The organism is Pseudomonadota bacterium (genome assembly GCA_039033415.1).
In the GTDB taxonomy this organism is placed as follows: domain Bacteria; phylum Pseudomonadota; class Gammaproteobacteria; order Xanthomonadales; family SZUA-38; genus JANQOZ01.
Genome location: JBCCCR010000016.1, coordinates 79,625 through 100,453, shown reverse-complemented (window position 1 = coordinate 100,453; position 20,829 = coordinate 79,625). Strand labels below are relative to the sequence as shown.

General features: G+C 63.4%; 15 protein-coding genes. 10 read left to right on the top strand and 5 right to left on the bottom strand.

Translation table 11 applies throughout. The features are described from left to right. The first annotated feature begins 23 nt into the window (after nucleotides 1-23). The 5 genes from AAF358_14545 to AAF358_14525 all read left to right on the top strand — a co-directional run bounded on the left by AAF358_14545 (nucleotide 24) and on the right by AAF358_14525 (nucleotide 6,348). Nucleotides 24-311, top strand: a complete 288-nt coding sequence (locus AAF358_14545; GenBank protein ID MEM7706776.1) for a hypothetical protein — start codon at nucleotides 24-26, stop codon at nucleotides 309-311. After that, the gene (locus AAF358_14540; GenBank protein ID MEM7706775.1) at nucleotides 308-2,542 is read left to right on the top strand and encodes a hypothetical protein; all 2,235 of its coding nucleotides are present in this window, start codon (nucleotides 308-310) and stop codon (nucleotides 2,540-2,542) included. Before AAF358_14545 ends, AAF358_14540 begins: the two co-directional genes overlap by 4 nt. A gap of 391 nt (nucleotides 2,543-2,933) precedes the next feature. Next, the gene (locus tag AAF358_14535) at nucleotides 2,934-4,121 is read left to right on the top strand and encodes a VCBS repeat-containing protein (GenBank protein MEM7706774.1); all 1,188 of its coding nucleotides are present in this window, start codon (nucleotides 2,934-2,936) and stop codon (nucleotides 4,119-4,121) included. Nucleotides 4,122-4,183: 62 nt separating this feature from the next. Continuing rightward, on the top strand, nucleotides 4,184-5,077 hold the full coding sequence (locus tag AAF358_14530; protein ID MEM7706773.1) for a hypothetical protein: 894 nt from the start codon (nucleotides 4,184-4,186) through the stop codon (nucleotides 5,075-5,077). Nucleotides 5,078-5,226: 149 nt separating this feature from the next. Further along, nucleotides 5,227-6,348, top strand: coding sequence for a DUF4397 domain-containing protein (locus AAF358_14525; GenBank protein MEM7706772.1), 1,122 nt, complete (start codon nucleotides 5,227-5,229; stop codon nucleotides 6,346-6,348). Between the two features lie 87 nt (nucleotides 6,349-6,435). Here the strand turns inward: AAF358_14525 and AAF358_14520 are convergent, their stop codons facing one another. Further along, nucleotides 6,436-7,113, bottom strand: coding sequence for a pyridoxamine 5'-phosphate oxidase family protein (locus AAF358_14520; protein MEM7706771.1), 678 nt, complete (start codon nucleotides 7,111-7,113; stop codon nucleotides 6,436-6,438). Between the two features lie 164 nt (nucleotides 7,114-7,277). Between AAF358_14520 and AAF358_14515 the strand changes: the two genes are divergently transcribed. Genes AAF358_14515 through icmF form a run of 3 tightly spaced genes read left to right on the top strand, consistent with a single transcriptional unit; the run spans nucleotide 7,278 to nucleotide 11,958 of the window. Beyond that, nucleotides 7,278-8,096, top strand: a complete 819-nt coding sequence (locus AAF358_14515; GenBank protein ID MEM7706770.1) for a helical backbone metal receptor — start codon at nucleotides 7,278-7,280, stop codon at nucleotides 8,094-8,096. Further along, nucleotides 8,093-8,719 (top strand): TetR/AcrR family transcriptional regulator, encoded by a 627-nt coding sequence (locus tag AAF358_14510; protein ID MEM7706769.1) that lies wholly within the window; start codon nucleotides 8,093-8,095, stop codon nucleotides 8,717-8,719. Before AAF358_14515 ends, AAF358_14510 begins: the two co-directional genes overlap by 4 nt. Beyond that, the gene (icmF, locus tag AAF358_14505) at nucleotides 8,716-11,958 is read left to right on the top strand and encodes a fused isobutyryl-CoA mutase/GTPase IcmF (protein ID MEM7706768.1); all 3,243 of its coding nucleotides are present in this window, start codon (nucleotides 8,716-8,718) and stop codon (nucleotides 11,956-11,958) included. Before AAF358_14510 ends, icmF begins: the two co-directional genes overlap by 4 nt. A 29-nt stretch (nucleotides 11,959-11,987) precedes the next feature. On the opposite strand, the gene AAF358_14500 is transcribed toward icmF, so the two are convergent. Together AAF358_14500 and AAF358_14495 are read right to left on the bottom strand one after the other, a co-directional pair. Further along, the gene (locus AAF358_14500; GenBank protein ID MEM7706767.1) at nucleotides 11,988-15,524 is read right to left on the bottom strand and encodes a translocation/assembly module TamB domain-containing protein; all 3,537 of its coding nucleotides are present in this window, start codon (nucleotides 15,522-15,524) and stop codon (nucleotides 11,988-11,990) included. Nucleotides 15,525-15,574: 50 nt separating this feature from the next. Further along, on the bottom strand, nucleotides 15,575-17,224 hold the full coding sequence (locus tag AAF358_14495; GenBank protein MEM7706766.1) for an autotransporter assembly complex family protein: 1,650 nt from the start codon (nucleotides 17,222-17,224) through the stop codon (nucleotides 15,575-15,577). Between the two features lie 186 nt (nucleotides 17,225-17,410). On the opposite strand from AAF358_14495, the gene AAF358_14490 reads away from it, so the two are divergent. Then, nucleotides 17,411-17,893, top strand: a complete 483-nt coding sequence (locus AAF358_14490) for a YajQ family cyclic di-GMP-binding protein (protein MEM7706765.1) — start codon at nucleotides 17,411-17,413, stop codon at nucleotides 17,891-17,893. 12 nt (nucleotides 17,894-17,905) lie between these two features. On the opposite strand, the gene AAF358_14485 is transcribed toward AAF358_14490, so the two are convergent. Together AAF358_14485 and AAF358_14480 are read right to left on the bottom strand one after the other, a co-directional pair. Continuing rightward, nucleotides 17,906-18,499, bottom strand: coding sequence for a hypothetical protein (locus AAF358_14485; protein ID MEM7706764.1), 594 nt, complete (start codon nucleotides 18,497-18,499; stop codon nucleotides 17,906-17,908). A 2-nt stretch (nucleotides 18,500-18,501) separates the two neighbouring features. Beyond that, entirely contained in the window at nucleotides 18,502-19,938 is a 1,437-nt protein-coding gene (locus tag AAF358_14480; GenBank protein MEM7706763.1) for a sodium/proline symporter, read from the bottom strand. 158 nt (nucleotides 19,939-20,096) lie between these two features. Here AAF358_14480 and AAF358_14475 point away from each other — a divergent pair, with 158 nt between their 5' ends. After that, entirely contained in the window at nucleotides 20,097-20,822 is a 726-nt protein-coding gene (locus AAF358_14475) for a DUF1499 domain-containing protein (protein MEM7706762.1), read from the top strand. The last annotated feature ends 7 nt before the right edge of the window (nucleotides 20,823-20,829 follow it).

The following is a 20,829-nucleotide window of genomic DNA, read 5'->3' as shown; positions in this document are numbered from 1 at the left end:
GAGAAACTCAAGGAATCCATGGTATGAGTCCAGTTATCTTCAGCGCGCTGCTGGCGCTCGCGGCTGCCGACAAGGAAGCCGCTGACAAGGAACGTTCGGCGCAGGCTGAATCCAAGCAGATTTTGACCACCGTGACGCTCAGCGACAGCCCTTCGGCCGCCAAAAAATCGGCGATGAAAGCGCGCGGAATAGTGGAGCACCCGGCGCCAACCATGCCGCCGCTCGTGGCCTTCGTGAAGCCGGACGGCACGCTGGGTTACCGCCATGGGAACGCCCGAAACGACGTGCGGCGGGTGGAGAAGCGGCAATGATGGCTTTGCGGGTTCTCGCGGCGCTGACGTTGCTGGGTTTTGTGGCGGCAGCCCAGGCGCAGATTGAGCTGCCTGCCCAGGGCACGCTGGAAGTCAATGTTCCCACGGTCGAAATAGGCTCTGCGACGCTCGACTCCTCCTATTTTCTCGACGTACCGCCGGGCACTCGGAAGGTCACGCTCGAGCTCGACGGTGCGTCGGCGAGAGACATCGATTTACTCGTCCGGATCGGCACCCCCTTTCCGGAAGACCTCACGTCCATCAACGACGTCTTTGGATCCGCCGAGTTCACCTCCCAGAGTCTCTTTACGAGCGAATCGATTGTGCTGGCCGATTTTGCGGTGCCCGATCTTGCGGGAACGCGAATCTTTGTCGGCGTGGTGTCCTTTGAGGGGCAGCAGTCCACCGCAAGCCTCAGCGTGAATGCCAGTACCCAGACCGTCGGCAATCTGCCGATTCTGGTGGATTTCGAAAACACTCCCGGCACGGCGAACTGCGATATTGCACCCTGGACGGATCCGGCGCCCTTTACCCCGGTGGGCGGCAACCAGGCCACCACGCTCGGAGAGGCGCGGCGCAACACCATGCTGGAAGCAGCCAGGCTGCTTTCGATGGAGCTCTACAGCGACGTGCCCGTGACCATCAACGCGTGCTGGGAAGCCCGCGGTGGTGACACCACTGGCGCGACGCTCGCCGGAGCGCGGGGCAGGGCGCTGTTCTCCAACAGCCCCGGCCTGCCCGAACCCGACCTGCTCTACATCCAATCGGTCGCAACACGGCGCGCAGGCACCTCGCTCAGTGGTCTTTCCGGCGGTGACCAGACCGCTGAGGCGGACATCTTTATTACCTTCAACACGGATATCGATGGCAACGTGGCGCTGGGTAATCGCACGTTCTATTACGGCTTTACGCCGCAGGGTCCCACCGGCAACGATTCTGACTTTCTCTCGGTGACCCTGCATGAGATCACCCACGGCGTCGGCTTCGCCGCAACCTTCAACGAAACCGGCCGGCTGGTCTTCAATCAGCCGGACGTGTTCACCGCCAATCTCGTAGACAACCGCACGGGTGAAGGGATCTCGCTGATCGATCCGTCGGTCACCGATGCGCAGCGGCTGGAGGTCGCCACCTCGATTTCCGGCCTGCAGTGGTCGGGTCCAGAATCGTCGGTATCCATCCGCAACACTGACGCCACCCGAGACGAAGGCTTCATTCGCATGAATGCGCCGCTCGAGTATCAGCCCGGTTCATCGGTGTCTCACATTGCGCAGAACTACTGCGAGCTGATGACCGCCAACACGCCTGGCTGCGTCGACGCGCCGTTTCGCTCGCTGGCGCTGTCCCGGCCGATGCTGCATGAGGTGGGCTGGGCGCCATCACCGGATGAGCCGAACTACCTTGGCCTGATGTTCGACCGTTCTCGCGACGGTCACGGCTTCGAATTTGCGCTGGGCGGTCAGGACGCTGACGGCAACGACGTGTACGTGCTGACGTTCTACACCTTCGAAACGCTCGGGCGCGCGCCGGAGTGGTTCCAGGCGGTGGGGACCATCGATAACGGCGTGTTTTCCGGGACGCGCAACGGCGACCAGATTGGTTTCGCCCAGTTTCTGTACGACGACAGCCGAACGCCCCCGCAGCAGGCCAACCCAGGCTCCGCCGGCCAGGTGGTGCTGAACTTTAACAACCCGGAGCTGAGCAACGCCTGTAACGACGGCGTTGGGCGCAACGGCGTCTCCAGCGTGGCGGTGCTGCAGTTTATCCTCACCAACCAGGTCGACGAATGGTGTGTTGAGCCGCTGACGCTCGAAAGCAGCCGGCCTGCGGACGACTTCGGCGGCCTTTGGTTTGCCGGCGAAGCGGATACGGGCTGGGGCTTCAGCCTGGAGAACATCGACAACGGCGACGGCACCACGACCCTGTTTGTGCTGCTCTACGTCTACGCGGAAGACGGCACGCCGGTGTGGTTCTTCGGTTTGGATTCCTTCAGCGATCTGTCCGGGCCCCTGACGTTCGAGATGTTCCAGCGAACCGGCTTCGCTCGCCTGTCAACGTTCGGCAGCGTCAGCGACGAGTCGGCGGGCAGTCTGGCGCTGACGTTGACCCAACCCTCCAACGCGCTCGACGCGGGGAACCGGATCAGCGTGGACGTCGACTATCTCGGTCTCGAGGGCGGAGAGTGGGTGCGTGACGACGTGGCCATCCAGCGCCTGTCGTTGCCCAGGCCGTAAGGATGGCCTGATTTCCCGAGTTTCGGGGGCTTTGATCAAACCGATGGCACAGGCATGTCGCCGGGTGGTGTGTTGTGATGATGTTAAGTAATGCGATACGGAGCTGAAACGCTTCTACGCGGGCCAAAACGCATCACAAACTTTTGTCGCGGTGGCTGGTCTCACAACGTTGAGCGCCAGCCATCACGCAAAGCTGGTCTACCCGGACCATCGGTCCGGTCGAAGCCGCCCCCGGGGCCCAACTCTCCCACAGTTTGAAGATTGGCACTCGAAAACAGTGGAACGAGGGGGCGGCTTCATCTTTTACCGAGCCTGACCTTTCCACGCTCGCTTCCGCGTAGTGTGACGACGGGCATCTTTTTCGCCCTGCTTTCGCACTACGCTGGGCGCCATGTCCCAACGCCACTTCGCCTCATCCGCAGTGCTGTTCTTTATCTTGGTCGTAGGATCCGCTGACGGCCAGATGCTCTGGTCTGAGCCTCAGATTGTGGGCCAGCGCAGTACCGGCGTGATTGGCAGCGCCGATCTCAACGGCGACGGATGGCCCGACGTGGCTTACTCCCGCAACGGCGCGTTCCAGTGGTATGCCGGACCGAACTTGAGCGACAGCTCTGAAGAATTTGACCTTGGGCAGGGCAGCGGGACCTCCTACGGCGCCGCGGTCGCCGATATGAATAACGACGGCTGGCCGGATCTGGTGGCTGCGGACGGGGCGCGAAGCTCCGGCCCGGGCCGACTGTGGTTGTTTTTGAACCCCGGCGCTGGCGCCACCGTCACCGAACCCTGGCAGCGCATCGAAATCTATTCCCTCAGCGTCTGGCATCAGAACGATCTGGCCATTGCCGACATGGACGGCGACGGACGCAAAGACGTGGTGGTGCGAACTCGGTCGGACAACCTCCGCCTCCTGGTGGCGCTGCAGAACGCGGACCTGGCCGACTGGACCACGCGCTTTTGGCCCACCGGCGAGACCGCCAACGGGCCGGAGGGGCTTGCGGTCGGTGATGTCGACAACGATCAGGAAATGGAAATTGTGCTGTCCGGCGTCTACTGGGATAACCCGGGAGGATGGCGGGCGGGCGAGCCGGCGGAGTACAACATCGACCTGAACTTCGCCGGGCGCGCGGTCAAGTCGGTGGTGGCCGACTTCGATGGCGACGGGCAGCCCGACGATGTGGCGATGGTCACCGCCGAAGGCAGCACCCGCGTCTATTTGGCCACGTACCGCCACAGCGGCGATCCAACCGGCGGCGAGGAAGCGTGGCAGCGAGAGGTGCTGCTCGATGACGTGACGAACTACCACACGTTGGCGGCGGCGGACTTCAACCAGGACGGCCGGGTCGACCTGCTTGCCGGGGCTTCTTTCGGCAGCTCGGGTATCTCGATTTTTGAGAATCTCGCGAGCGGGTGGAACGAGCTGCCGGTGGACTCGGATGGACAGATGTACGTGACCAGCGTCGTGGATCTGGACCGTGACGGCCAGCTGGATTTTGTGGGTCCACGGCGCTGGCAAAATCGCGTAGTGGCGTACTACAATCTGGGGCCCGGCGGGCTGATTTTTGCCAGCGGCTTCGAATAGGCACCCCCCTGCAGATCGACCCTTGTGTTTCTGGCGTACGCCCCTATCGTCTTTGTATGACGATGATTCGCGCTGGAATGCTGTTCTTTCTCCTGGGGCCGGCCTTAGACGTTGCCACTGCCGACAACAGCACGCCGCTGCTGCTCGATCAGGGTACCCGGGATTTTCTGAGGCTATACGAAGAGGACGGCCGGCCCGCCTCGCTGCAAGTTTCTGTGGTCCGCTTTGTGCCCCAGGGAGGTTACGCGAAGAGGCCTGGGCTCACCGTGGATCTGGTGAGCGCCGTGCACGTTGCCGACGTGTCCTACTACGAGGCGCTCAACGAGTTGCTGGATGACTACGACGCCGTGCTGTACGAGCTGGTGGCGCCGGAAGGCACCCGTATTCCAGAGGGCGGGCCGGAACGCGAAGGGCCCGGAGGCATTGCTTCCCGGCTCCAGCTCGGCATGAAAGACCTCCTGGATTTAAGCTTCCAGCTTGAAGAGGTGGACTACACCGGCGAACACTTTGTGCACGCCGACCTGTCGCCGAAGCAGTTCAGCGAGTCGATGGAAAACCGCGGCGAGTCGTTCTTTCAGCTGCTGCTCAAAGCCTGGATGACGGCGCTGGCAGCACCCCAGCAGGCGACGGTGGTGTCAGACGTAGAGCTGCTCAGCGCGCTGTTTTCGAGCGACCGGACCCGCAAGCTCAAAACGATCATGGCGCGTCAGTTCGACCAGATGGATTCGATGATGGCGTTGCTGGACGGCGGGGAAAAGGGTTCAACCCTCATCACCGTGCGCAACGAGCGAGCGCTTGGGGTTCTGCGAGAGCAGCTCGACGATGGCCGCAAGCGTGTGGCGATCTTCTACGGGGCGGGGCACATGCCCGATTTTGCGCAGCGGCTGGCAACTGACTTCAGCCTGCGCCCCGAGAGACGCAGCTGGCTCGATGCCTGGGATCTTAAACCTCAGTAACCCCGCTTTAGGGCCGCCCCCCGGCCGTCATAAATTCTTCACTTGTGTGAACGTCTGTCTAACATTTGGATGACCCGCGCTTCATAACGCGATCGGGAAAATGCGCCGGCCTGTTTCAGGCTCAATCCTAAACACACATTGGAGAGGCAATGATGAATTCCAGAATCTTGCTTGGCGGTCTGCTCGCCAGCGCGTTGGCCGTCCCGGCCCAAGCTCAGGTACGGGCGGTTGTCGGTCACTTCGCACCGTTTGCGGACACCCTCGAGGGCACCGCGGTTGACGTAGCGGTGAATGGCGCTGTCGCCCTGCCAGGCGTCGAGTTCGGTCAATTTACGGACTATCTGGACCTCGGTCCGGCCGGCACCTACAACGTCGAAATCACGCCCGTGGGCGGAACCGAGCCGGCGATCACCTTCTCGGGTGACCTGACCGACGGCGACTTCACGCTGCTGGCTGTGGGTGACGGTGCAAACCAGCCTCTCGACCTGCTGGCCCTGGCCGACGACAACACGCCGCCGGATGCCGGCAACGTGAAGATCCGCGTTGTGCACGCAGCCCCGTTCGCCGATACGCTGGCGGGTACGGAAGTGTCTATCCGCACCGACGGCGGTGACGTAGTCGGCGGTTTGAATCCGGTGCCTTTTGGTGTTGCCAGTGGCTATCTTGAGCTGCCTGAAGCAACCTATGACCTGAAAGTGGCCTCTCCGGACGGTCGTACCAACTTCATCGATCCCGACGCGGTGGCGCTCACCGACGGCACGATCGTGACCGTGGTTGCCACCGGCGACGGCGCCAACCAGCCGCTGGGCATTACGGCGCTGCCCGTGGGTGCGCTGCAGGTGCAGGTCCCGGTGGATCTGACCGGAACCGGCCTGTTCGCCAACGCCGCGACCCCCGGTCAAGGCGCACAGATTCAGGTCTTCCCGCGCCAGGATCGCGTGCTGGGTTTCCTGTATACCTTCGACACCGCCGGCACCAACCAGGCCTGGTTCCACTTCGATTCGTGCAACAGCGCGCCAGGTGAAACCGACTGCGCCACGCCGGGTGCGTTCAACGGCGTGACCGCTGACGTGACGATCTATCGCTCTGAAGGCGGCGTTTTCAACGCTGGCGATCAGACGACCCTTGTCCAGGAAGGCACTGGCTCCGTGACGTTCACCGGTTGCGACAGCGTCGAGATCACCGGCGACTTCGGCAACGGCGACGGCGTGGTCACGCTTGAGTACGACCGCATTGGCGACAGCCTGGCCTGCACGTCAGCGCTGCAGTAAGCATCGTTGGAAAAGAAGGCGTCAGCATAAGGCGCCAGACAGGGAAGTTGAGGGCTGGCGACCACACGTCGCCAGCCCCTCATATGCTTAGGAACACCCCGCGTCGCGGGCCGTTTTTCTTTGGTAGCCGGCAACGTAGTCCGGCACTGCCTCAACCGCCGCTCCGCTGAGATCCGTGATGGGTTCGTCAGCGGTGAGCGCCAGGGGAATAACGCCGGCCCAGATCGGCCGTTCCAGATCCTTCTCGAGGTCCTTCGGCGGACCTTTTCGAACCTTCACCGTCGCCTCGTCAAGTGCCAGGGTCAGGACCGACGTGGCATTCAGTTCTTTTTCTGACGGCTGACGAGCGTCCTCCCAGCGGCGTGGTGCCAGATGCTCCGTCAGTCGGTGCAGCGCGGCCAGCTTGGCCGCAGGCTCGGTCACCAATTTTGCGTTGCCCATGGCAACCACCGAACGATAGTTCATCGACGACTCAAACACGGACCTTGCCAACACGATCCCGTCCAGCAGGGTCACCGTGATGCAGACGGGCATTTCGGTGGCGAGCGTTTTGAGCATTCGGCTGGCCACGGAACCGTGGACAATGAGCTCGTCTCCGTCACGGGCAAATGCCGTGGGAATCGCCATGGGCTGGTCGTCCGCCACAAACGCTACGTGGCAGATCAGCGCTTCATCGAGGATATCGTAGGCGAGCTGCCGGTCGAAGCTGCCTCGATCGGCAACGCGCCTGACGGTATTGCGTGGGGTTTGTTTCAGTGGCTGCATGGCTCGCCTTGTCAGTTCGCTGTCCCAAGAGCTTGAACGGTACCGGCAGCCGGCACAGGGAGCTAGATCCAGTTCCATAGGATCAGAAGGACAAAGTGGCCAGGGCCAACCGTGAGGGAAACATGTTCATTTACTTGCTTGGAGCAAGCAAATACAATTTCGCCATGGCCAATCAGCAAAAATCCGCCCGGACGGTGCTAGATCAGATGGGTCGGGAGGTCACGGTTCCGGTGCAGCCCCGGCGGGTGGTGTCCCTGGTGCCTTCACAGACCGAGCTCTTATTCGATCTCGGTATGGAGAGCCGCGTCGCGGGCGTTACGCGCTATTGCCTACACCCACCGCGGGCACGCGAGATCGCGGCGGATATCGGGGGAAGCAAACGTGTCAGCATGAAGAAAATTGCTGCGCTGGAGCCCGACCTGATTATTGGCAACAAAGAAGAAAACGACCGCGAAACGATCGAGACACTCGCCGCGCAATACCCCGTCTGGATGAGCGACATCTACACCTTCGACGACGCGCTTGCCATGATTCGCGGCGTCGCGGACCTGATGGGAGTGAGCGGGCGCGGGGACACCATGGCTGAAGAGGTTGAGAACGGCTGGGCTCAGCTGGCTGACGGGGCCGGCCAGTCCGTCGCCTATCTGATCTGGAAAAAGCCCTATATGGCCTGCGGCGCCGGAACCTTCATCCACGCGGTGCTGGAGCGCCTGAACTTCCGGAACTGCCTGGCGGATCTGGCGCGCTATCCCGAAACTTCGCTGGAGGCGCTGGCCGAGCGGCAGCCTGACTGGGTCATGCTCAGCACCGAACCCTATCCCTTTGGCGACGCTCACGTGGCCGAGTTTCGGGCGGCACTTCCGAACTCTCGGGTGCTGCTCGTCGACGGCGAGATGTTCAGCTGGTACGGCAGTCGCCTGCTGCTGGCTCCCGCTTATTTCCAGCGTCTGCTGGCTGAGATGGCCAGCGAGGTGGCGGCATGAGCCAGTCGCAGCGCATGAGTCACGCTGAGCGCACCGACCTGTCCGATCGACGCATGCTCGATGCCGCGATCACGCTGATTGTTGAGCGCGGCACCGACAAGACCACGCTCAAGGAGGTCGGCGAGCGCGCCGGCTACTCCCGCGGCCTGGCGGGCTATCGGTTCGGCTCAAAGGCCGGCTTGTTCGAGACCATCGTCCGGGACGTTGGCGAGCAGTGGTTAAGTGATCTCAAGCGCGTCACGGCCGGTAAGAGCGGCCTTGCGGCGATCGACGCCGCCGTCGATGAACACTGCCGATTCTGTCTGGAGGCGGTCGAGCCGGTTCGGGCGTTTTACATCCTGTGGTTTGAGTCGATCGGCGTGCAGTCGCCGGTCAAGAACGTGATCGCTACCATCGCCGAGCGTCGTAGCCGCGACATTGTCAGCTGGCTGGGCGCTGTCGGCTACCGCGGCGCAATCCCGCCCGAGGCGGTTGCCGCCCAGTTCAACGCCACCGTGCTGGGTATTGTTTATCACTGGCTGGCAAACCCGGACGACCGAGAGGGGACGCGCAGCCTGCACGAACAGCTGAAAAACCAAATGGCCCTGAATCTGGCTGACCGGCCAGCGGAGGAATTGTCATGAGCAACGTCACCGCCTTCAACGCACCTGAGCCGCAAGCGGCGCCCAAGCCCCTGCGTTTTGTCACCGCCGCCAGCCTGTTTGACGGGCACGACGCGTCGATCAACATCATGCGACGAATCCTGCAGGGTTCGGGGGCGGAGGTCATTCACCTGGCCCACAACCGCTCGGTGCAGGAAGTGGTGCAGGCGGCGCTGCAGGAAGACGTTGACGGCATTGCCATCAGCTCTTACCAGGGCGGGCACGTTGAGTACTTCAAGTATCTGATTGACCAGCTGGCGGAAGCCGGCGCCGGCCACATTCGCGTGTTTGGCGGCGGTGGCGGGGTGATCGTCTATGACGAAATCCAGGAGCTGGAGGCGTACGGCGTCACCCGCATCTACTCACCCCACACCGGTCAACAGCTCGGGCTGCAGGGGATGATCGACGACATGCTGGATACCTGTCGCCGGGTTGCCGACGCGCCCGCCGCGGGCCCGCTCGCCGAGCTTGATCTCGCCGATCCGGTTACGCTGGCCCGCGCGATCAGCAAAGCGGAGCGTGGACTTCTGACGGCCGCCGACCATGCCCTGCTCGAGCGACAGCAGGCTGTTGGCGGACAGGTTCCGGTGCTGGGTATCACCGGCACCGGCGGCGCCGGCAAGTCTTCGCTCACCGACGAACTCATCCGCCGAATCCGGCTCGACGGCCGAGAGTCGGTCAAGGTGGCGGTACTCGCGATCGACCCAACGCGCCGCAAAACCGGTGGCGCGCTGCTCGGCGACCGAATTCGCATGAACGCGATTTATCACCCCAAGATCTTCATGCGCTCGCTGGCGACCCGCGGCGCGGCCGGTGAGGTGCCGGAGTGCCTCCGGCAAGTGATTGCGCTCACCCGCCTGGGTGGCTTTGACCTCGTGCTGGTGGAAACCCCGGGCATCGGCCAGGGTGATGCCGGCATCGTGCCCTATGTCGACGCGTCGCTCTATGTCATGACCCCGGAGTTTGGCGCGCAGAGCCAGCTGGAAAAGATCGACATGCTCGACTACGCCGACGTGGTGGTGATCAACAAGTTTGACCGCAAGGGCGCGGACGACGCCTGGCGGGACGTCTGCAAGCAGGTCCAGCGAAACCGGGAAGCCTTCAGCCAGGCGCCCGACACCATGCCGGTGTTCGGGTCGATCGCCTCGCGCTTCAACGACGACGGCGTAACCGCCGCTTACCAGCAGCTGCTGACCGTGCTGCGAGAGAAGAACTTTGTCGACTTCCCGTCCGCACTGCCGCCGGCCGGCGTCCGCGTGTCGTCGGAAAAAACCATCATCGTGCCGCCGAACCGCCAGCGCTACCTGGCGGAAATTGCTGACACGGTGCGATCCTATCTCGCCGGCAGCGACGCGCAGGCACGCCTCGCCCGCGAGCGGCAGCATCTGGCGGAAGCCCGCCGTATGCTGGGCGACTCGAGTACCGCGTCTGAGCTCGTTGCGCTGGAAAAAGAAAAAGACGTCGCGCTTAACCGCGAGGCCAAGGCGTTGCTGGAAGCCTGGCCCCAAACCCGCGACAGCTACCGACAGGATCAGCTGGGCGAAGGGGAGAAAGCGACGAGGCTGACGACCACCAGCCTGTCCGGCTCACGAATTCCGCGGGTCAGCGTCCCCGCCTTTGAAGACCATGGCGAGATCCTGAAGTTTCTGCTGCGCGAGAATCTGCCGGGCCACTTTCCGTTCACCGCCGGCGTATTTCCGTTTAAGCGAGAGGGTGAGGACCCGGCCCGGATGTTTGCCGGGGAAGGCGATCCGTTCCGCACCAACCGGCGCTTCAAGCGGCTCTCAGAGCACGCTGCCGCCAAGCGCCTGTCCACCGCGTTTGATTCGGTCACGCTGTACGGCTGTGACCCGGCCACGCGGCCAGACATCTACGGGAAGATCGGCAATGCCGGTGTGTCCATCGCCACGCTCGACGATATGAAAGCGCTGTTTGATGGGTTCGACCTGTGCGATCCCACCACCTCGGTGTCGATGACCATCAACGGGCCCGCGCCGACGATTCTGGCCATGTTCCTGAACACCGCCATCGATCAGCAGCTGGATCGCTTTGTGGCGGAGCAAGGCCGCGCGCCAGGCGAGGACGAAGCGGCCGAGCTGCGCAGCCGTGCGCTGACCGCGGTCCGCGGCACGGTACAGGCCGACATCCTGAAAGAGGATCAGGGACAGAACACCTGCATCTTCTCTACCGAGTTCAGCCTTCGGATGATGGGTGATATTCAGCAGTACTTTATCGATCACCAGGTGCGGAACTTCTACTCGGTGTCGATCTCCGGTTATCACATCGCGGAAGCTGGAGCGAACCCGATCACGCAGCTGGCGCTTACCCTGTCGAACGGCTTTACGTTTGTCGAGGCGTACCTGGCGCGGGGCATGCACATCGACGACTTTGCGGCCAACCTCTCGTTTTTCTTCTCCAACGGCATGGACCCGGAGTACACCGTTATGGGTCGTGTTGCCCGGCGGATCTGGGCGGTGACGCTGCGCGATAAGTACGGCGCCAACGCGCGGAGCCAGAAGCTGAAGTACCACATCCAAACCTCCGGGCGGTCGCTGCACGCGCAGGAGATGAACTTCAACGATATCCGCACCACGCTCCAGGCGCTGATTGCGATCTATGACAACTGCAACAGTCTGCACACCAACGCGTTTGATGAAGCGATCACCACCCCGACCGAGTCGTCGGTCCGGCGAGCGCTGGCCATCCAGCTCATTATCAATCGGGAGTTTGGGCTCGCAAAAAACGAAAACCCCAATCAGGGGGCGTTCATTATCGACGAGCTGACCGACCTCGTGGAGGAGGCGGTGCTCCAGGAGTTCGAGCGGATCAGCGATCGGGGTGGGGTGCTCGGCGCCATGGAGACCGGCTACCAGCGTGGTCGCATCCAGGAGGAGTCGTTGCTCTATGAGCACAAGAAGCATGACGGCAGCCTGCCGATCATTGGGGTTAATACCTTTGAGCCGGAGACGCCGGAGGAAAACCCGCTAATCGAGCTCGCCCGCTCCACCGAAGATGAAAAGCAGCGGCAGATTGAGCGGCTGAAGGACTTCCAGGACCGGCATCAGGCGGACAGCGACGCGGCTCTGGCCGCGGTTCGTCAGGCGGTGATCGACGGGGAAAACGTGTTTGCGAAGCTGATGGATGCCGTTCGGTGCTGTTCGCTGGGGCAGATCACCGACGAGCTGTTTACGGTCGGCGGTCAATACCGACGCAGCATGTAGCCAGGGCAGGATCCACAGTTTGGTGGGGCTTAGCGCTCCACACGGTATCGGAACGCCACCCGACTCTCCTGACCGAGCTCCGACTCGGCGGTCCAAAGGTCGGAGATCCGATAACGCAGGCGGATGAGCTGAATCGGCTCCAGCAGGTCGACGGTGTAGCCCACATAGAGCTTGGGCGAGATCTGTTTGCCGACCGCCACCGCCAGCCCGCCCAGCTCCTGCGTCAGGCTCACCTGCGGTAGAGCGCCCTCGTCACCCAGCGCCCCAAGTCGCTTATTGCCTTGCGCCAACGCAAGGCCCAGCGCGGCGCTCGCCAGCTGGTCTGACTGGCTTTGATTCAGGCCGTTGCTCCGTTCCCCGAGTACCAGCATCGCCAGCTGGTCCGCTTCGTTTATTGGTGGGTCCGACTGGAGCCGCGCGCTCAGGCTGGAGGCCCGGCCGCTGACCTGGATACCCACCTTGGTGTCACCCACCTGGCGATAGGCGAAAAAATCGAGTGTCGGATCGTTGAGCGGCGTCTCGACATAGTTCAGCGTGCCGCGCTCAATGATGAGCCGCTGGCCAAAAGCGCCGTAGCTGCCGGTCAGCTGCAGCTCGCCGTTGCCGAGCATGGGGCCCTTGGGCTTCTGCCGTACCCGCAGGCTACCGCTGATCTCACCGCGCAACCCGTAGCCCGTCACCGGGACGGGCTCATCGAATCTCACCCGCACATCCAGCTCGCTGGCCGACTGCGGCCGGGATGGCTCATTCGTCTCCGCGTCGACAATCACCACGTCTGGACTGGCCTGCACGCTGCTGGAGCCGGTGGTCAGCGCGACCATGCCCTTATCGATTGTCACTTCGCCGGTGACGCGGGTGACGGCACCGTCCATGCGAAGCGAGAGGTCTGGGCTGGCGACCAGGCTGAGCGTGTCGCTGTCGGCGATCAGCAGCCTGTCACCGTCCAGATCCACCGCGAGCTGCAGCGCCTCGTCAATCTCGGCGCTCCCGCGCAATGATCCCTGTCCCTCACCCGACTGAACGGTGCCCTCAAACGTACCCTGACCGGCGGCGGGCAGGCGAACATCAAAGTCCAGCAGTGGTGAGATGTTGAGCCTCGGCACGGCTGCGGTGACCTGGCGGACGCTGGCGGTTCCCGTCACGGCGGCTTGCTGCGCAGGTCCACGCACCGTCAAGTCGAGCGTCAGCGGCCCCCCGTCCAGATCGACGTCGGGGAGCAACGAGGACAGGAGATCGAGACTGTCTGTCTCCAGGCCCACGCTGGCATCGATGGATGGCATAGCAAAAAGGTCGGTGACCACCCCGGTCGCCGCGAGCGAGCCGTCGGCCAAGCCCGCGGAGAGCTTGAGATCCGCGCTTCGGGAGTTGCCGATCAGCGACACCTCCAGATCACGCAGTGGCCGCAGCGGCTGGGGATTCGGGCCTGATTCGAGGGTTTGCGGCGCCGGCAGTTCGATACCGCCCAGCTTGGCGCTGACGTTGATCCGGTCCGTTTCGGTGTTCTGACCTGCTGTCGCTTTCACATCTTGCGCCAACCCGGCGGTGAGGGTTACCGGCTCGGTCAGCGTGAGCCCCGCCGGCGCCGTCGGCCACCAGCGCCGCCAGCTGCTCGCGCTGATCGCGTCAGCGTCCAGCGACAGCTCCAGCTCCGCAGACCGGCTTTCCAGGTTGTTGCTGGCCGCCAGGCAAAGCTGCATGCCTGTGCCGCTAAGACATCCCGGTTCGAGCTGCTGCGCGTCAGCGGAAACGCTGCCCCGCCAGGACTCGGTGACGCGGAGCGCCGGCAGGTCTTCCGCTTCGAACATCAGCTCGTCCACGACAAAGCGATAAGCGTCGGCGGCCCAGCTCCCGTTGCTTCCCAGCCGCGCGTTGAGCAACGGACTGTCGGCGTCGAGCGTCGTTCGATGCGATGCGGGGCTTCCCTCGATAGTCAGCATGGCGCGGCGAAACTTTGCCTGCGGTGCGGTCAGGTCAGTGACGTCCAGCGTCGGGCCGGTCTCGGTCAGCGCCAGCTTCACCTCGCCGAGCCGGTATTCGCCCAGGGCCATTGCTCGGCCGTCGATCCTGCCGGTCAGGGGCGGCCAGGCGTCAGCCCCGGCGAGCTGCGTTGGATCGTTGGCCAGCTCGATGAGTGCCGCAGGATTGACCACCAGCGTTGCGGTCATCCTGCCCGCAAGATCCGGCCAGAGCGATTGCAGATTCTCAAAGTTGAGGTCCAGGTTGAGCTGATCCGGTGCGGGGAGATCCAGCTCAAGCTGGTTTCCAGCACCTGCAGCGAGGGTCAGCTGTCCGGACGCCGGCGTGGCGCCGGCCAGCATCAGATTTCCGTTTATGGACAGCGGTGGGTCGATTCCCTCGCTCGCCAGGTCGAGCGTGAGCCGGCTTGCCGGCTTGCCGTCCTCGCCGCGGGTTTGGGCCCGTACGGTACCCGCCATGAATCCGGTGAGTGCTGGGTGCACCCGGGCCAGCTTGACGTCATCGATCCGCAAATCGAAATCTGCCTGCGGCAGCTCGCTCAGCCTGAGCTGCGCACCTCCGCTGACCCGACCGTCGGGCGTCGCGAGAAGGAGACCGCTGAAAACCAGTTGCTCGAAGGACTGCAGACTGAAGCGGGTTTCGCCGTCGATGGGGCCTAGAGTCCTTAGCCCGTTGGACCGAAGTTCCAGGCGGCCGCCCAGCTGCTCGAAAGGCCCGCTGGCGCTGACCGTGACCTCAAGATCCTGAAGATCGCCGGCAGGGTCGGCGTAAACCGCCTGGACGTCCGCCGCAAAAAGCTCGAGCGCATCGAGCGCCGCGGTGCCCTGTAGTTCAATCGGTCCGGCCTGACCGCCAACCTCGAGCCGCCACCGTGCGTCGGAAAACGCCAGGCGTACCGTGGACAGGTCGATCGGCTGGTCGCCCTGCCGACCGCGCAACGAGCCGGCACTGCCGTTGAGATCCCCTTCGCTCTGCCACGATAGCTCCAGCTCCGGTGACGTCACGGAGGCGGCAAGCCGGTGATCAAACGGCGAGTTGGGTTTGAGCCGGGCGCTTGCGGACAGTCGCTGATCGGGCTGGGAGACGGTTACCCGCGAGATTTCCCACTGATCGTCCATCAGCCTCGCGCTGACTGTCAGCTCGTCGATTCGAAGGGGCGCTGAGTCTCCCGAGTCCAGGGTGAGATTGGTGACGACCAGCGCGTCGATCATCACCTCAACGGGCAGCTGCAAATATTCCGGTGGCGCTAGACTCGGCGGTGAGCTGGTCGAGATATCGTCGTTCGAGTTGGGCAGGGTCAGCGTCAGCCCGTCGGCGGCCAGACGTTCGATCTTGACCAGCGGGCCGATCAGTTCGGCCGGCGACCAGCGTAGCGTGAGCGTTTTTGCCCGCAGGCGCAGGTCCTTGGTGCTCACAGTAAGGTTTGTAGCATCCAGGCTGGCGAGCGAGCCCTCCAATGTGTCGTAGCGGAGCTCGACTCCCTCGAGTCCGCTGGCCACCCGCGCGGCGAGCCTAAGACCGGGATGGGTGTAAACGAGCGTCAACACCAGAAGCAGCAGCACAAGCAGCAAAACAGCCGCAACCCACAACAGTCGCGTTAGCCATCTTCTGGGTCGGTACGGTTGCGCGGGTGCGTCACTCACAGGTCCGGCCCGGCGGTGAAGTGAATCCGGAAATTGCTGTCCGAGTCCGACAGGGCGCTGGCGATGTCCAGCCGCAGCGGACCGATAGGGGTCAGCCAGCGCAGACCCAGTCCCGCCGAGTAGGCGATGTCGTCGTCGCCGCCGCCAAACGCGTTACCGGCATCGACAAATGCCGCCCAGCGAAAGTTGCCCGGCAGCGGGCCGTCGAACTCGACGCTGGCCACCGCCAGATACTCGCCGCCGGTGGGCTCGCCGAGCTCGTCCGTTGGACCCAGCTCCTCGAAGTCAAAGCTGCGCACGCTCTGATCGCCACCGGCAAAAAACCTGAGCGACGCAGGAACCTGGTTGAAATCATCCGACCACAGTGCCCCCAGATTGCCCCGCAGCAGCAGTCGGTATTGCTCACCCACGCCATAGATGGACTTGGCGTTCATTTCGACGCGGGCGAGGTTGGTATCGGAGGCGAGCGCATCAGCGCCGAGCTGGGTCTCCAGGCTTGCCCGCCAGCCGGCTCGGGGAACGGGGCTGCCGTCGCTGACCTGCCGCGCCAGCTCCAGCGATCCGAGCAGAAAGCTCACGGTGTCTTCCTGCTGACCAATCTCGAAGTTCTCCCGCAGGTAGGTGAGGGCGTCGACGCGGTTCCAGGCGCCCCACCTCGACTGTCGGGAAACCGCCAGCTGGCCGGTCTGACGATCGGAGCTGTCGGTGGACTCATCGACGTAGTTGAGGCTGAGGCTTAACGACCGATCGAGATCTCCTGCCGAGGGTATGTCCAGCCGCGCTGCGGCCAGCGACCGGCGGGTCGCAAGCTCGAGCCGCACGCGCCCCTGGTAGCCCCGGTCGTTGAGCCAGCGTCGCTCAACGCCCGCCTCAAGACCGGGCCCTGCATCGGTCGCGTAGATCACCCCGGCCTGGTAGGCGGACTGCTTGCGCGGCGTCAGCTGGATTTCCAGCGGCACGGTTTCGGTTGGTGGATCCAGTGCGCCCGGCACAATCTCCACGGCAGCAAAGTAGCCGCTGCCGCGCAAGGCCTCGCTGATGGACTGGAGCCGACGCTCGGAGAAGTATTCCCCCGGGCTGATGGTGAGATAGCGGCGCAAAAACGCGTCCGCCAGCGGACTGTCTGTAAAGCGGACTTCCCCAAAACGATAGCGCGGGCCCGGGCGCCAGGTCAGCTCAATCTCTGCGGCTCGTCGCTGGCGATGGACCCGCACCTCATGAGTGATGAGCTCGCTGGCAAGATAACCTTGAGCCAAAAGCCAGGCAGCAATCGCCTGCTTGCCCGTTTCGTAGCTCTGGTGATCAAATACCGCGCCGGCGGCCAGCGGGAAGGTGACCGTCGGCGACACGTCAGCATCCTGAAAGCGAATCGCCACCGACGTGACTCGGACCGGCTCTCCGGGTTCAACCTGGACCCGGACCGCGGTGCCTTCCGGCGCCCCGCTGATCTGAGCGTTGTAGTACCCGAGCGGTTGCAGCGCCTTCGCGCCTTCGGTGCTTAGCCGTCTCAGCCAGAAATCGAGCGACTCATCCGTTTCGGCGTCGCGGATGCGCCGAGCGGGCGTTGTCGCCAGCACCGCCTCGTGCTGGGCGTCGCTGCCTCCTTCGATCTTGAGCTCCAGACCGCTGGCGGTGCCAACAATCATCAGCAAGAGCCCTATCGACAGCAGTGAGGGCGGTTTGAAGAACCGCGAGATCACAGCAGCTTCCGGTGTGGGGAAAAGGACATGGAAGGAGGTCAGACTACGAAATCGACAAAAGGTGCCGGCGGCGATCAGGTCAGCGCTCTTTGCTAGAATTGAGCATCCGTCAGCCAGAGAGATTAGCACGCCATGCCGTCATTTGACGTTGTTTCTGAAGTCGATCATCACGAATTGAGCAATGCGGTAGATCAGGCGAATCGAGAGGTTGGTACCCGCTTTGACTTCAAGGGCAGTGGGGCGCAGTTCGAACTGAAGGACACGGTCATCGAACTCACCGCTCAGGCAGAGTTTCAGCTGGGGCAGATGCTGGACATCCTCTACAACAAGCTTTCCAAGCGCGGTATCGATACTGCCGCCCTGGAAACGGGGGAGCCGGTGGTCATGGCCAAGACCGCCACCCAGAACGCGACGGTTCGGGAAGGGATCGACACGCCGCTCGCCAAGAAGATGGTGAAGCAGATCAAAGATGCCAAGATGAAGGTTCAGGCGCAGATCCAGGGTGACCAGCTTCGCGTGACGGGCAAGAAGCGCGACGACCTGCAGGCGGTCATCGCGCTGCTGAAAGAAGCGGACGTCGGCCTGCCCCTCCAGTTCAAAAACTTCCGGGATTAGTACCCCGGTCTGTCAGCCGATCGTCAAAAACCCGTTCAGCGTGGTGCGGTAGTAGTCCCCGCTGCCGTCAGCGTAGACGGCCGGAGTGATCCGATGATTGAGATAGGCCGGTAGAAGCACCAGCCGGTTGTCCTTCGGCGTGATGGTCAGATCCAGGTCCTCGACGATCAGATCACCGTGGGTGAACAGCTCGGGTTGTGGGTTGTAGTACCAGATCCATGACATAAAAATCTGCGTCCAGCCAACGCCGGAACCCGTATCGGTGTGGGTCCGGTAATCGGTGTCGCTGCGCATCTCCGTGAGCGCCGTGGTGAACTTGTGCTGCTTGTTCACCAAGGTGTAGCAGAGGTCCAGGATCGTGTCCGCCTGGTCGAGCACGGACCGGCTGTATAGCTTTTCCGGCAGGATCTGAAGAATAAACGACCGCTTCCGATCGCCGTAGAGCTGGTCGAGGACCGTGCGATAGAGCGTGACGTCGCTGCCGTGATAGGTGGGTTCGATGAACTGCCGCAGGCTGGCAATCTCTTTTTCCACCATGTCGTATTCGCGCGGCTCGAAGACGTCTTCGGCCACAATCAGCTTATCGGCGAGAATTCGGGTTTCCAAGACTATCCCCTGACGGTCGTAGCGGGAGCGGCGGCAACGGCAGCGCGACGGCTTCGCGTGCCGATCAGCGCCAGCACCAGAGCGGCAATAAACGGCACCACGCGCTCGGCGATGTCTCCCGGCGTGTTGGGCAGACTAAAAATCACCGCGGTCAGGCCAAAGCCTGTCAGCATGCTGGCCAGTGCCCAGGGTGGCGCGACGGTGCGCCCGGACAGCATGATGATCAGCAGCGGGCCAAAGGCTGAGCCCAGCCCATTCCAGGCGAACAGGACGCGGGAAAAAATGGAGTCGGGCAGGGCGGAAGCGAGAAGTGCAGCGCCGGCGCACAGCAACGCCATGACCAGCCGCGAGACGAGCAGCGAATGATTCGGCCAGCGCCGCGACAGGCCCATGTCGTGAGCCACCGCAGCGGCGGCGACCAGCAGCTGGCTGTCCGCGGTGGACATGATGGCTGACAAGACGGCTGCGGTGATCACCCCGCCGATCAGCACCGGAAACAGGCTGTTGGTGAGATCAAAAAACAGGGTTTCGCCATTGGGTGCATCGGGCATAAGCAGCCTGCCGCACCAGCCCAGAACCAGCATCCCGACCAGGACCACCACAAACCAGCCCACCGACATCACGCGCGCCTGGCGCAGCGATTTTTCGTCTCGCAACGCCATAAACCGATTGAGCAACTGAGGCTGACCAAACGTGCCGAGTCCAACCAGCATCATGCCTGCCGCAAAACCGACCGCGGCAGTCGCGGCGAACCCGCCGCCGAGCCCGGGCGTCATCTCGGGCAGCGCCGCCAGCAGCGTCGCCGGTCCGCCGACCGCCATCACGGCCGCCACCGGCAGCAGCACCGCCGCGATACACATCAGCAGGCCCTGCAGTGCGTCGGTCACGCTGACGGCCCAGAAGCCGCCGAGCAGGGTATAGATGAGAACAATCGCTGCACCCAGCCAGAGAGCGTGATTCCCATCCATGTCGAAGTTGCTGGTAAACGTGTTGCCGGCGCCCTGGAACTGAGCCGCCACGTAAAACACAAAGCAAAACAGCACGATCAACGAGGCGCTGACCGCCAGCGCGTCGCGCCAGGGCCCGTGAGCATCGCCGGCGAGGACGTCGGTCAGCGTCAGCGCGGCACCGCCGGCGGAGCGCGCCTGGAGCCTCGGCGCCACCCAGAACCAGCAGACGATATGGGCTGCGACAATGCCGGGCAGCAGCCAGAATGCCCCGAGCCCCAGGCTGAACGCCGCCCCGCTGACGCCGAGCAGAGTCCAGGCTGACGAGGAGCTCGCCGCATAGCTGATGGCAGCCACAAAGGGGCCGAGCTGCTGGCCGCCGAGAAAATAGTCTTCCGTGTTGCGGGTGCGACGCTGCGCCCACAGTCCGATGCCCAGCAGCAGGATCTTGTAGGCGACCAGCGTCACCAGGACCACGGTGGTGCGTTCCATGGAACAAACTCACGTTTGGGATGCGCGATTCTACCGCAAGCAAGCGTAGCGAGCCGCGAGGACTCATCTGACTCACTCGCTGAAGCGACAGGATGATCGGCACGGCGCACTGGGAATGCTAAGGTGGCGCCCACTTTCCATTCCCGCAGGGCACATCGATGCAGTGGCTCGCACGAATTACCTTTCTCCTCGGACTCCTGGCGGCGGTTGGGCTGCTCCTGACGGGACCGGCCTATCGCATGGGCTGGTGGGAACTCGGGTTCACGTTCCGGGTATTTTTCTATGTGGTCTATGCCGCCATTGGCGCCTCGGTGTTGGGTGTACTGGCGCTGCTCGTTCGCTGGCGCAGCGGTCGAGGTTCCGTGGTGCTCGCCTTGCTGGGCATGGTGCTGGCCGGCGGTGCGGCCAGCGTGCCGGTCATGATGCGATCTCAGGCCTCCGAGGTCCCGCCGATCCACGACATCACGACCAACACGATGGACCCCCCGGCGTTTGTGGCGATCGCTCCGATCCGGGCTGATGCCCCTAATCCGGTCGACTATGCCGGCGAGGAAACGGCGGCCAAGCAGCGAGAGGCTTATCCCGATCTGCAGACCATCCGCATCCGCGCGACGGTCCCCGAGGTATTTAGCCAGGCCCGCGCGGCGGCGGCCGACCTTGGTTGGGAAATCCACGCGGTGGAGGAGGCTGAGGGGCGGATCGAGGCGACCGACACCACCCGATGGTTTGCGTTTAAGGACGACGTGGTGATTCGCATCGTCGCCGGAAACGAGGTGACGCTGGTTGATGTGCGCTCGAAGTCCCGGGTTGGGATGTCGGATATCGGACTGAACGCTGAGCGGATTCGCCGTTTTCGCGACGCGCTGCTGGCGAAGCTGCTCTAGCGCAGGC